This window comes from Halomonas sp. GFAJ-1 (assembly GCA_002966495.1).
Lineage (GTDB): Bacteria > Pseudomonadota > Gammaproteobacteria > Pseudomonadales > Halomonadaceae > Vreelandella.
Genome location: CP016490.1, coordinates 2,760,969 through 2,773,546, shown reverse-complemented (window position 1 = coordinate 2,773,546; position 12,578 = coordinate 2,760,969). Strand labels below are relative to the sequence as shown.

Below are 12,578 nucleotides of genomic sequence, written 5' to 3'. Positions count from 1 at the left end.
GCTCGTCTTTGAAAACCAGTCTTTGAAAAACTCAGTAGCCGGTTGACTAAGAAATGAAACCATCGGCTAATTGTGACGGTAAGCGCGGTGGCAGCTACGACAGCTCAGGCTCACATCTGAAAAAGCTCGCGTTGCTGCACGATAATCTTCCTGCTCGGCGGCTTCTACTAACACGGCCACCTTTTGCTCTAGATCTTGAAAACCGGCAGCAAATTCGTCCCACTCCTCCCATATAGCCGGGCGCGCATCAGAGCCGCGCCCATGGGTTCCCTTGATAAAGGCAGGCAGAAAATAGTCTTGGGTTGCACGCTCCTGCAGCTCAGCTAATCGAGGAGCTGCACCGCGTGCATCCTGATTATTAACCAGATCGAACCGGAGCTGGCGCAGTAGGCGCTCTAAATCTTTGAGCTCATCCTGCCGCCACGCAACGGCTTCACGTTCGCTAGCAAACGGAGAGTCCTCCACGGTGTGCGGCAAATGCGTTGCAGTTTCTTCGTCGGCTGAGAGCGCCACGGCAGAGTACATTATACTCACCGTGGCTATGCCGCTGAGAAGCGCGTAACGGGCTAAACATTGCATTATTGATTGGCTCCTACTTATCCAATGGGGCAAGTAACACCCGTGCCTTTTAAACCACAATAACCGCCTGGATTCTTATCCAAATACTGCTGATGATAAGCCTCCGCGTAATAAAACGTATCCAGTGGCTTTATTTCAGTGGTAATTGCTCCTTTGCCGGAACGATTAAGTGCCTGCTGATAAGCAGCAGCGCTGTCTTGAGCCGCCTTGAGTTGCGTATCGGTGGTGGTGAAAATTGCCGAACGGTATTGGCTACCCACATCGTTACCCTGGCGGTTACCTTGAGTGGGGTCGTGCTGCTCCCAGAAAATTTGCAGCAGGGTTTCGAGTGCCGCTTGTTTTGGGTCGTAGATGACCCGGACAACTTCAGTATGCCCTGTTCGGCCCGTGCAGGTTTCTTGATACGTGGGGTTAGGGGTCGTGCCACCCGCGTAACCCACCGCCGTCACATAAACCCCTGGTTGCTGCCAAAATAAACGCTCTACCCCCCAAAAACACCCCATGCCGAGAACGATTTCTTCATAACCTTCCGGAAAAGGAGGATGAAGGGAGTGGCCGTTTATCGTGTGCACTTGGCTGGTTTCGATCGCCGTGTCGCGACCAGGCAGTGCCGATGTTGTGTCAGAAAATAGCGCCATAATGCCCTCTTCTCATTCCCGTGGGTAAATGTAGGGATCGCCAGAACGGGTGAAGGTATAGATTAAGTCCACCGCTTGATTAGCCCCGGATACCGCCTGCACATATAAATTACGCCAGAGCGTATAGCGAAGTGTTAACTCGGCAATAGGCGAGAAAATACCGACGCCATAGCTAATACGAATATCGTCGGTTAGCTGCCCGCTTACCGCCACTTGGCTTTCGTCGCCAGCACCCGTGGTGTCTAGCGTTAAGTCATCAATGCCAAAGGCTTCGCCAATAGAACCAACCGCTCCCCCTGTACGACCAAGCGACATACCAATTAGTGCCGTCGTTAAGGCGCTATCTATTCCGCCGCCGGAGGCGTCGGGAGCACGTCCACGTAATAGATAAGAGAGTGCGCGCGTTTCATCCATTGCTGGTTCGGAGAAAATTGATACGTTGGGTTCTTCGGCATTTCCCGTCACACGCAGGCCAGCAATAACCTCGTCTTCTGTGACATCAGGATTGCGGACAGCCTCAAAGTCCAACACCGGCAGGCCAGGAGGGCCACTAAATAGTAACTGGCCACGGCGTATTAGCAGATCTTGCCCAAATGCCTGGAAACGTCCATCCACCAAGTTCACCTCACCAAATAACTGTAACGCGCCGCTATCCTGGCGAATTTCCAGCGTGCCGCCTAGCCCTGATTCAAGCCCATAGGCCGAAAACAGCATGTCGCGGCCAAGGGTGAGCGTAATTAGGACATCTAGCGCCATGCCGGTTTGAGCTAACTCGTCGGCGGCACTGGGGCCATCACTGCTTGCACGCTCCTGAGCTAAGCGTTCGGCTTCACGGTCATCGCGCTCGGTAATGATGACTTCATCGGCGCTTGGCGAAATCGCTGAGGGGGCTCGGTCGCCTATCTTCAAACGTGCCCAGGGTATATCGACATTGCCTCGCACTTGTAACAGTTCTGGGGTCACCCTGATTCGGATATCCGGCGCCGCCTCCAGGCGCCCAAATTGAGGTAGCTCCACGAGCAATGGCTCTTGAGTGGCGCTGAGATCAACTCCAATGCGCCAATTGTCACCAGAGGGCCAGTACGCGTCGCCTGTGATATTGAGTCGGCCGCGCTTGGCGGCTAAGAAGCCATCAATGTCTCCCTGTTCGCCGTCAAAGGTAACTGCCAAGGCGCCATCTTGGATATCAATAGGGATATCTGGCCCATGAACACGAATGCTGCGTAAGGCAAGTTCCCCCTGTAAATCTGGTTGGCGGGTGGTGCCACCTATTTGTACGCTCCCGTTAAGGTTGCCCTCTAAGCGGTCCATTCCCGCCACCATAGGGCGATAGGGCTCAAGTGAGACGTTGTTTGCACGCAGCTCGCCTCTTAGCGCCCCCTGCCCCATAGGGTCATTGACCGATAGGTTCAGAGAAAGCTCACCCGCTTCTGAGAGTGACAGCGCTATATCGGCATCTGCTCTCGCTTGGTTAGCGTCTATCTGAGCATCTATGTTGATGACCGGCAGTTGGACAGGTTGCCCATAATCATTAACGGCAGTAATTGCTAATTCACTGAGCAGCTGTACATCAGCTTGCCATTGGGCTCCCCCTTGGCGCCAAGAGGCCACCATATCAGCGGTGGTATCGCCCTCAAAACTCCACTCTTCGGGCAAGAAGGGCTCCAACATTTCCATGGGCACTTCGCGCACAGTAAGTACAGCGCGTCCTTGTTCAGCTGACCCATCGATGGCTTCTTCGGAACACACTAGCCCACCTTGCTCTCGCCGTAAGCAGAAAGGGGATAGCCGTATCTGCCCACTGGCTAGGTTGTAGCTCGCGTCTAACGGCGCTTCCAGTCGAATATCACCTGCCTCGGAATCGATTTCCAGCGGTATTAAACGCCCTTGATATTGCTGGGCTTGCTGGTCAAATTGGCCATTAATGGCAAGCAGCGCTCGGCTAAGTGGGCTGCTGGGTTCTCCCTGCGCATTAATCGTAAGCGTATGCTCGGAAAGGCGACCACTTAACGCCAGCGCTACACTAGAAAGCGACTGCCCTCCCGCGTTGACCTGTTGTAAATCTAAATCGACGTCAAGGCTTGGATCGTCAATCCCCGTCACGTCTGCGGCAAGTGACAGCTGCTCTATCCGATTTTCGGCAAAGCGTAGCCTTTCCCCAGTCAGGCGCGCCATAAGCGCTGGCTGAGAAAAACTGCCGCTTGCCTGCACGCGCCCCGTTAATGTGCCTGCCAAGTCTGGATGCAGGGTTTGCAGCTGGCGCAGGGCGATTTCAGCGTCTAAAGACATCGCTTCTTGGCTGACTTGACCTTGGGCGGTCAGGCGGTTTTCTCCTTGAGTAAACAGTAGCTCTTGAATATCAACTTCAAGATTACTATTCGCCTCTAAGGCTGCCTGCAATGTCAGCGGGTACTCCTGTAGCTCCCCTTCGATGGCCAGCTCAGGAATATTCACTTCCCATAAGTCGTCTATCTGGCGAACGTTGAGGGCTATATCCCCCGTCAAATTGCCATTCAGCTGATCAACAAAATGAGAAGGATCAAACTGTTCTAAGCGGATCCGTGAATCAATCTGGAGCGGTGTTGCCCAGTTAATTTGTCCTTCGCTACGTAGTAAGCTCTCATCGATGCGCAGCGTTAATGGCTCCCAGCGGAAGGAAGTAAGGTTTCCGTCCCCAGAAATACTTACCTTTGTGGAAGGCACCTGAGGCCCTTCGGCGGTAAAAGCCAGTGAAAGTTGATAAGCCTCTAAACTACCCGTAATCGCAAGATCCAATGCGTCGATTGAGTAAACCTCTTGCTCTTCCCCTTCGGTTTCAGTGAGCGGCCATTGTAAATTTTCACTGCGCAGGCGAGCCTCAAAAGGTACCGTCGGTGACAGCACGTCTACTTGGCCACCTAGGTTTACATTCACTTTTCCGCTTACCGCTAAGTCGGCATAAAGCTCAGCAAGATCCCCAGATAGCTCAAGCACGATTTTTTCTCCCTCAAGCTCTGGGAACAGCTCTGGTAAGAAAAGCTCTGCTGTTAAGCGTGCCCCCAATGGATAATCCCCTTCTAAAGAGACCGAAGCTGTAAGCGATGCGTGAGCGTCGGGAGTTAAAACATCAAGGGTATTGATCGTTATCTGGTTATTTTGTGTTTCAGCTTCTAATAGTAGGCGCTCAACATGGTAGTCAACTGCGCCTTCCAAGTTGAAATCAGTCACCGTTAGGGCTTCAAGATGGAGGTCTATGGGCAGAGTAATTTCCGGCAGCGTTAGTCGCTCATCGGATACCAATGGGGCAGTTTGGGCCACGGCGGAAGTGCCATTGCCTATAGGGCGTGCAGCAACGATAGCGCCATCGATACCTTCAGCCATCAGAGGTGTTTCGATGCCCTGGGTAAGCTGCACGCCAGGCGATGGAGGCAGATAAAGCGTTGGCCGTATCAGCGCTGTAGGTGCAATAGCCAGCTGATTTCCTTCCGCCACGGCAGAAGTGGTAAATGTATCCCAGTTAAGCCGGGTGCCATCCTCAAGTTGAATTTGAACGTCACTGATCTCAATGGAACGCAGTTCAATAGGAAATGGCAATTGAATGCGAGCTTGCCCGGAGGAGTAATCATCAGCCTCGTCCGAAGTATCTGCGCCACTGCTTAGCTGGATATCGGCCCCTTTAAGGCGCAGCGTCTCTAAGCACAAGCGTCCCGAAAGGACACAGTCATCCGCCCAGGCTAGCTCGAAGTCATCAATTTGGATGCGTGTATCACCGATAGCAAGCTGGAAGCCCTGGAGCGTGAATCGATCCAGCAGCGCTCCTTCTTGTTGTTCAAAGGTGAAATAACCGTGTTGCTCGCCTTGTGAAAACAGCTGCCCGGTGCCCCAAGGTGAGAGTGCAACCCCCAGCAGCAGCGCTACGAGACCCAATAACCAAAGGGGCACAACGATAAATAAGCGAATAAAGCTCCACGCCGCTAACCATAAGCGACGTTTAGGCGAGAGCAACTGACGCTTTGCAGGGCCCCGTGTTTCAACCTTAGCCAAAATACTCTCCTAGAATTCCGGTCCAATGGAAAAGTGCACACGCCAGTCGTCATCATTGTCAAAGGGATGAGCGACATCAAAGCGAATGGGGCCCACGGGTGATATCCAACGCACCCCTACACCAGCACCGGTTTTGAGATCTTCTGGCCCCCAGTTATCGAAGGCGTCACCACTGTCCACAAAGGTTGCTCCCCACCACTCTCCTGTCACTCGCCGCTGATACTCAAGCGTTGACGTAAGTAATTGTTGCCCGCCACGCAAACGGCCTTCTTCGTTTTTGGGCGATAAACTCTCAAAAGAGTAACCCCGAACGCTACGGTCACCACCAGCAAAGAAGCGTAGTGAGGGAGGCAGCTTATCAAAGTCATCGGTTTCTATAGCACCGATACTCAAGCGTGCTGAGAATCGGTTGTCATTTCCAATGGTGCGAATCCACTCTGTATCTCCCGTCAGCCGGGCAAAGTGAGCGCTGGACCCCCATGTGGTATCAGAATATTCGATGGAAAGCTGCTGACGGTCGCCCCATAGCGGAAATCGTTGGGGCTGAGTCCGTGTTCGAGACCACTGGATGCCAGGGTAAAACAACCAAACATCATCTGAAATGCCGCCCTGGGTGAAGTCTTCATACGTGGTACGAAAGTACAGCGTTTGTACCCAACGATTTTCAAACTCCCAGCGTCGCGCTACTTCAACCGTACCCTCGAGCGATTGGGTATCCCCATCGTCTCGGTTACGCACACCGTATTGAAGGCGATAGTTATCGCGTATGGGGTCTTCCAGAGGGATATTGTAGACACCCGTGAAGCGCTGCTCAGGTGCGGAAATATAGAGGTCATGATTGAGGCTATGGCCGAAGCGATTAATCCAGGGCTGTTGCCAGCCAAAGCGCAACCGAGGCCCTACATCCGTCGCGAAGCCGATACCGACCTCAAACTGATGGCGATCAGCGGGTTCAACGCTCACATCAATGGGCAGGCGCGTATCGTCTTCATCGCGACGGTTGAGGCTCAAGGCGCTGGCTAATGCCGCACTGGAGAGGCGAGGCCGCTGGGGCTGAGACGCAGTCGCTTCGTTCCACCAAGAAGCACCGCCAGAAAAGGGCGCGATAGTAAGCTCTTGAGCGGTTTCTAGCCGGGGACGTACGCTGACGGAACTAAACCACCCTGTCTCCGCTAGACGCTGGTTATAGCGGGCTAGGGATTCAGCCAAGTAAGGAGCGCCGGTTTCAAATGTCTGCATTTGACGCAGACGCTCAGGCTCGATGTGACTACCGGCAATAGACGTCTCACCAAATTGATAACGAGGCCCGCTATTAAAATCCATGTAGAGACGAGCGCTTTCAAGGTAAGGTCTGACTTCCATTCTGCGATCAGCAAACGACCAATCAAAATAGCCTCGCTCAATGGCTAGGCCCGAAAACTGATTACGCAGCCTATCCCATGGCGCATGTCGTAAGGCATCACCTTCCCGCAATGGAAAATTATCTAGGGCGGCCTGAAAAGGTGGGTCGTTCTGCGCATCGCCTTCAACGTTAATCGAAAGCACTTCAATTTTTACCTGGGGCCCGGGCTCAATACGCACCGAGATCGGTGTTTGGTTCAGCTCAACGGTAATATCAGGTTCGTAGTAACCAAAAACGCGCATGGCTTCAAGGGTACGCTGCCTAATTTCACCGCTTAGGCGCACATCGGTGTACTGTTCTTCATCAATACTTTGTAAATAAGCATCAATATTGTTCTCAACTGGGCTACTCACCCCACTGATCGCTGCGTTTAGTGCCCATGTGGTGGGACTCAACGTGAAGAGTGGCAGTATCACTAAGCAAGCTGCCTTTTTGGCCACAGGCCATCGCCGTTGTTTTCCCATACCTTTCATCCCTAACTAAATCAGCAATTCGGTAGGCATTTTCTACCGGAGCATTTCCATCTGCGCACTAAAAGCAAGCTGTGCTTGGCGTACTTGCCGAATGTCGCTTTCTAAAGTAATTATCCGCTGTGACCACTGCTGCTCTAGTTCTTCCAGAGATGCCTGGGTCGCTGCCGGCGACTCCGCAGTGCTTAAATTCTCAATGGTTGAGGAAAGCGTACTTAACTGCTGATCAGTTGCTTCACGCCAGCGAGCAAACTCAGCTTCTAGTTCATCGCTTTCGCTCGCCAGCTGGCGCTCAAGTGCTGCTAAGCGCTGTGCTGTGTTCTCTTCCAGATGAGAGACCTCTTCAAGTAAGTTTTGCCGACCTGAAGTGCCCGACTGCTCCAGCGCATCTAGGGACGCACGAATAGCTGCTAGCTGTCCATCACGAAGGCTTGCCTGTTCCCGAAACTGTTCAAGTGACTGCGAAAGCGAACTCACTGCATCGTTTGAAACAAGTTCTTCATTAGCCGTTAACAAGCCATAGAGCTCTTCACGCGTATTAGTCACTACCATTGCTAGCTGCTCCTGTTCTTGGAACAGCGTTGCCACCTGTGCTTGTACAAAGGTTATCGTATCCTGGGTGTCCGTGTCACCCGAGTCTAGCCTAGCGTGAAGGTTAGAGACTTCACCGCTTACGCGGTTAAACTCACTTAACAAGCGCTCACGCTCGTACCAAAGGCTGACGGCAGCTGCACCCAACGCAATAATGATCACTATCATAACCAGCCACAATGGCCATAGCCTTGGCCCCCTGCGGTGACGCAAGTGTCGCGCGGTCAAACTTTGATCCACATCGGGAACAATGCGCTGGGACGAAGAGCTATTAGGCATGGTTATTCCTCAAAAGTGGTCGGGTCGGCACGTCGCCCGATCCCTCTATAGCGTAAGCCACAGCTTGCTACGAAGGCTGGGTCGTAGATATTACGCCCATCGAGCACTAACTTAGCGCTTAGTAATGAGGCTAAACGATGCCAGTCAGGGTTCCAATAGGATTTCCACTCTGTGACGAGCATCAGTGCATCAGCGCTCTCACAGGCTTCATAAGGATCCCCTTCGAAGGTGGTTAAATCGTCACGTTCGCCCACTGCCGCATACAAAGCCGGGATAGCCGCGGGGTCATGCAGCCTTACCTTAACACCCTGTGCCCAAAGAGCTTCAAGCAGAGTTAGTACCGGTGCATGATCAATACGCGCAGTACCAGGTTTAAAAGCAGCTCCCCAAATGGCGATCGTTTTACCCGCCAAATTGCCTTCAAAGGCAGTCCATAGTTTTCTGAACAGCGTCTCTTTTTTCTGTTCGTTAATATCCATTACCTGCTCAAGCAGCGCTGAATATCTACCACTTGCCGACTGAACATCTGCTAGGCGCATCAAATCACGGGAGAAATTAGGCCCACCGAAACCACAGCCTGGGTACAAATACTCAAACCCGATGCGGGTATCTGCGCCCATTCCTTGACGAACGTGCTCCACATCAACGCCAAGCGTATCTGCTAGGCCCGCAATTTCATTCATATAGCTTATGCGTGTCGCTAACATGCCATTAATAGCAAGCTTGGTTAGTTCGGCTGCCCGGCAAGGCATCCTCTGAAATACTTCGCTGCGTCGATTAAAAGCACGCAGTAACTCCCGGGCTACTTGTTCCCCCATGGCGTCATCACAGCCCAACAGCCATCGTACTGGGCGGGTAAATGATGCCCAAGCTCGGCCCTCTTCAAGGGTGTCAGGCAGCGCAACGCTGCTGTGCTGAGCGCCCATGACGGCATGGAGTCGCTCGGTTTCACCGACCGGGAAGGTCGAGTTATTAATTAATACAGCGCCACTATGCGACTCAAACATGGGGTGCTGAAGTAACGTATTAGCTGATTGACGCTGCCCAGGCGATAACGCAAGCCATATCACATCGGGAGTGTTGGCTTGTTCAAGCGTTTCGATAATTCGCAGCGTGCCGCTGGAGAAAGCTTGCTCAATATGTGTCATAAGCTCGGGTTCGCGACGCAACCAGTCTTCTTTTGAAAGCGCGGCCCACTGAGCCTCTTCATGCAGCAGCCAGTCGACGTGATGGCCAACCCAGGCTAACGCGGCGGCGGCTGTTGCAGCACTTAGTTCACTACCATGGAGTAATACACGCATCGCTCACGCTCCCCGACAGGATAATATTCGGGAAAATAGGCTGTTATGGATCATGCAAAGTTCCTTTTCATGCGTTCCGCCCCCGGAGTGGTTAGAATGACATAATACTGAACGAATGGCCGGATGCCACCTTGCTACTTGATATGCCAACAAGCGAAGGCGATAGCATCCTGGCATATGCTGACAGACAAATCCCCTTTAGGCTAAGGAGTGCAAAATATGCAAGCGTCACCTCAGGATAGCACTGCTCATCGCTATCAAGGCAACGTCGATGCAGCGGAAGTTGCTAAATTTGAAGCGCTCGCGAGCCGTTGGTGGGATCCGCAGAGCGAATTCAAGCCTCTGCACGACATTAATCCCTTACGACTTGATTTTATTGATGCCCGTTCTGGCCTGGCTGGAAAACGTGTGCTCGATGTCGGCTGCGGCGGCGGCATATTAAGCGAGTCAATGGCGCATCGTGGCGCCAAGGTTACCGGAATCGATCTAGGTGAAGCCCCGTTAGGCGTCGCACGTTTACATGCTGAGGCAAGCGGCGTGGAAATTGACTACCGCAACATTAGCGTTGAAGCCTTAGCTGATGAACAGCCAGGCCAATTTGACATCATTACCTGCATGGAAATGCTAGAACACGTTCCAGACCCCGCTTCTGTCATTCGTGCTTGTAGCCAATTAGTACGCCCTGGGGGGTACGTATTCTTCTCCACCTTAAACCGTACCCCTAAATCTTATGCCTTTGCGATTCTGGGCGCTGAGTATCTGCTGAGATTATTACCTCGCGGTACCCATGATTACGCAAAATTTATTCGCCCCTCTGAAATGGCCGCTTGGTCACGGATATCAGGGCTTGAGGTACGGGAACAAACAGGGCTTACCTACAACCCATTAACCCGGCGTTATCGACTAGTAGCCAATGATGTATCAGTTAACTACATGATGTATTGCCGCAAAGTGAGCCAATAAATGCCATCGACACTTCCAACTGCAGTGCCTGAGGCCGTGCTGTTCGATTTGGATGGCACGTTAGTGGATACGGCGCCAGATTTAGCACAAGCAACGAATGCCTTAAGGCAGCACCATGGGCTAGCGCCGCTGGCATATGAACAAATTCGTGGGCAGGTATCCAATGGCGGGAGTGCGCTGGTGACACTGGCGATTGGTCTTGAAAGTGGTAGCCAGGCGCACGATACAGCGCGAGAGTATCTACTGGATGCCTACGAACAAGCCGTGGCGGTGCATAGTCAGGTCTTCAAACCGCTGGATCAGTGGCTAACCCGCTGGCACGCACAAGCGCGTTTATGGGGAATTGTTACTAATAAACCTAGACGCTATACCCTGCCCTTACTTGATGCTCTAGCATTAAAGCCAGGCGCACTACTCTGCGCTGATGACCTTAGCGTGAAGAAGCCCGCCCCTGAACCACTTTGGGAAGCAGCGCACCGTCTTGGCGTAGCCCCACAAGCGTGCTGGTATGTCGGTGACCACGTGCGTGATATAGACGCAGCTAAAGCGGCGGGAATGACGGCCGTCGCGGTTGGCTATGGCTACATTAGTGAGGAGGATAACTATCAACAGTGGCCCGCTGATATCTGGTTTGAAACGTGTGAAGATTTGGTTGATGCTCTAAACGCGTTTCATCACACTGCTAATCAATAAGTAAGCAATAACGTTTAGAGCACCTTGCTAACCCCGCCTCTGATGTTGTTAAACGCGAGGCGGTTGGGCATCTAGTTTTTGGCCACTAACGCCGGTGCTATCTGGGCCCATTAACCAAAGGTAAGTTGGCATGATTTCTTCTGGTGTACGCAGCGTCGTGGCATCTTCACCCGGAAACGCGGAGCGGCGCATTTGAGTGCGCGTTGCACCCGGATTAAGGGTATTAACGCGTACATTTGCCTGATTTTCCAGCTCATCGGCCAACACTTCAGCAAATCCCTCAGTGGCGAACTTAGAAACCGAATACGCTCCCCAATAAGCACGCCCTTTACGACCTACGCTTGATGAAGTGAAGATAACCGATGCATCTTTGGATTGTTGCAGCAATGGTAATAGGGCTTGCGTCATCCAAATAGGCCCATTGATATTTACCTGCATCACCTGCTCCCACAGCTCGGGATTATACTGCTCAAAGGGCGTAATCCTTCCCAGCAACCCGGCGTTGTGAAGCAGCCCATCTAAGCGTCCAAACTCCTTATCCAGCGTTTCAGCCATGTCATGGAAGTCTTTGAGCGTCGCGCCCTCAAAGTTCAGCGGAAAAATGGCTGGTTGTGGCCCTCCTGCAGCTTCAATTTCATCGTAAACGCTTTCAAGTTTTGCGATGGTACGCCCTAATAGCACAACCGTTGCCCCATGGCGGGCATAGCTTAGCGCCGCAGCGCGGCCAATACCGTCACCCGCACCGGTTACCAACACGACGCGATTTTCTAACAGGTTGGCCGTTGGTTGATAGTCGATTTTGCAGCTCATGAGGTTTCCTTGAAGCGAAAAAAATTAAACAGGGTTATCCAGCAGACTGACGGAGAAAATCATTCGCGAGACCGGCAGCACTACTTTGCGGATAGTCATCGCGCACTTGCTCAAGCAGTTCTCTGCTGCGTTCAGCCTCGCCCTGGCGTGCTTTTACAAGCCCCAGTTTGTAAAGTGCATCGGGTACTTTGCTGCTACTGCTGTACTGCTCTATTACACGGCTAAAGGCTTCATCCGCTGAACTTAGTTCGCCTTCAGCGGCATAAAGCTCACCCAGCCAATAGTGGCCATTGGCGGTCAGGCTACTGTCGGGATGGTCAGCCACAAATGCTTCAAAAGCAGCAATGGCGTCGCTAAAGCGTCTTGCTTGCACATGAGCAAATGCCGCTTGGTAGTCCGCCTGGACATCTTCACTGACGTTGCGTGCCGAAGGCGCGTTAACCACCTGCTCCGCTGCTTCAGGCTCGACCTGCGGAGTAGATTGCTCAATTTGACTGGGGCCACTACTCATTAAGCGGTCTTCAATATCTAAATACTGCTGCTGAGATTGGCGACGTAACTGTTCCAGCTGATGGCGCAGTTCTTCAATTTGGCCACGCAGCTGTTGAATTTCCTGCTGGTGCTCTTGAACTTGGTTAAAAAGCACCAAGTTTCCGCCTGAGGCTTCTTGGCGTTGGGTCTGATGATAAAAACCGCTGGAAGAGCCCGAGGAGAGATCTTGAACAAGCGGCTGCTGAGCAACAGCGATCAGGGGCAATACGGACAGCGGGAGCACTAAGGCTCCCGCACCGCACAGCCTCTCAAAATAGCGTTTGAGACTGTGATTCAT

General features: G+C 52.6%; 10 protein-coding genes. 2 read left to right on the top strand and 8 right to left on the bottom strand.

Annotated elements, in window-relative coordinates:
- Positions 1-66: 66 nt before the first annotated feature.
- The 6 genes from BB497_12465 to BB497_12440 are packed head-to-tail and all read right to left on the bottom strand — an operon-like array spanning position 67 to position 9,283.
- Positions 67-579 carry a cytochrome C gene (locus tag BB497_12465; GenBank protein ID AVI63452.1) on the bottom strand — a complete coding sequence of 171 codons (513 nt, stop codon included), beginning with the start codon at positions 577-579 and terminating at the stop codon, positions 67-69.
- Between the two features lie 17 nt (positions 580-596).
- The gene (locus tag BB497_12460; GenBank protein ID AVI63451.1) at positions 597-1,217 is read right to left on the bottom strand and encodes a peptide-methionine (S)-S-oxide reductase; all 621 of its coding nucleotides are present in this window, start codon (positions 1,215-1,217) and stop codon (positions 597-599) included.
- Positions 1,218-1,229: 12 nt separating this feature from the next.
- Positions 1,230-5,201, bottom strand: a complete 3,972-nt coding sequence (locus BB497_12455) for a hypothetical protein (protein ID AVI64351.1) — start codon at positions 5,199-5,201, stop codon at positions 1,230-1,232.
- A 48-nt stretch (positions 5,202-5,249) separates the two neighbouring features.
- Complete coding sequence (locus BB497_12450; GenBank protein ID AVI63450.1) at positions 5,250-7,106, bottom strand: hypothetical protein; 1,857 nt, start codon at positions 7,104-7,106, stop codon at positions 5,250-5,252.
- 42 nt (positions 7,107-7,148) lie between these two features.
- Positions 7,149-7,982 (bottom strand): hypothetical protein, encoded by an 834-nt coding sequence (locus BB497_12445; protein AVI63449.1) that lies wholly within the window; start codon positions 7,980-7,982, stop codon positions 7,149-7,151.
- A gap of 2 nt (positions 7,983-7,984) precedes the next feature.
- Entirely contained in the window at positions 7,985-9,283 is a 1,299-nt protein-coding gene (locus tag BB497_12440; GenBank protein AVI63448.1) for a UDP-glucose 6-dehydrogenase, read from the bottom strand.
- A gap of 219 nt (positions 9,284-9,502) precedes the next feature.
- Here BB497_12440 and BB497_12435 point away from each other — a divergent pair, with 219 nt between their 5' ends.
- Together BB497_12435 and BB497_12430 are read left to right on the top strand one after the other, a co-directional pair.
- Positions 9,503-10,246: a bifunctional 3-demethylubiquinol 3-O-methyltransferase/2-polyprenyl-6-hydroxyphenol methylase gene (locus BB497_12435; GenBank protein ID AVI63447.1), complete on the top strand. Its 744-nt coding sequence runs from the start codon at positions 9,503-9,505 to the stop codon at positions 10,244-10,246.
- Entirely contained in the window at positions 10,247-10,939 is a 693-nt protein-coding gene (locus tag BB497_12430) for a phosphoglycolate phosphatase (GenBank protein AVI63446.1), read from the top strand.
- 48 nt (positions 10,940-10,987) lie between these two features.
- On the opposite strand, the gene BB497_12425 is transcribed toward BB497_12430, so the two are convergent.
- Together BB497_12425 and BB497_12420 are read right to left on the bottom strand one after the other, a co-directional pair.
- Entirely contained in the window at positions 10,988-11,749 is a 762-nt protein-coding gene (locus tag BB497_12425; GenBank protein ID AVI63445.1) for a YciK family oxidoreductase, read from the bottom strand.
- Positions 11,750-11,783: 34 nt separating this feature from the next.
- On the bottom strand, positions 11,784-12,578 hold the full coding sequence (locus BB497_12420) for a tol-pal system protein YbgF (protein AVI63444.1): 795 nt from the start codon (positions 12,576-12,578) through the stop codon (positions 11,784-11,786).

Excerpts from the sequence above, each read along its gene's own strand:
- BB497_12465 (AVI63452.1), bottom strand. The coding sequence starts at position 579 with ATGCAATGTTTAGCCCGTTACGCGCTTCTCAGCGGCATAGCCACGGTG.
- BB497_12460 (AVI63451.1), bottom strand. The coding sequence starts at position 1,217 with ATGGCGCTATTTTCTGACACAACATCGGCACTGCCTGGTCGCGACACG.
- BB497_12450 (AVI63450.1), bottom strand. The coding sequence starts at position 7,106 with ATGGGAAAACAACGGCGATGGCCTGTGGCCAAAAAGGCAGCTTGCTTA.
- BB497_12445 (AVI63449.1), bottom strand. The coding sequence starts at position 7,982 with ATGCCTAATAGCTCTTCGTCCCAGCGCATTGTTCCCGATGTGGATCAA.
- BB497_12440 (AVI63448.1), bottom strand. The coding sequence starts at position 9,283 with ATGCGTGTATTACTCCATGGTAGTGAACTAAGTGCTGCAACAGCCGCC.
- BB497_12435 (AVI63447.1), top strand. The coding sequence starts at position 9,503 with ATGCAAGCGTCACCTCAGGATAGCACTGCTCATCGCTATCAAGGCAAC.
- BB497_12430 (AVI63446.1), top strand. The coding sequence starts at position 10,247 with ATGCCATCGACACTTCCAACTGCAGTGCCTGAGGCCGTGCTGTTCGAT.
- BB497_12425 (AVI63445.1), bottom strand. The coding sequence starts at position 11,749 with ATGAGCTGCAAAATCGACTATCAACCAACGGCCAACCTGTTAGAAAAT.
- BB497_12420 (AVI63444.1), bottom strand. The coding sequence starts at position 12,578 with ATGAATCACAGTCTCAAACGCTATTTTGAGAGGCTGTGCGGTGCGGGA.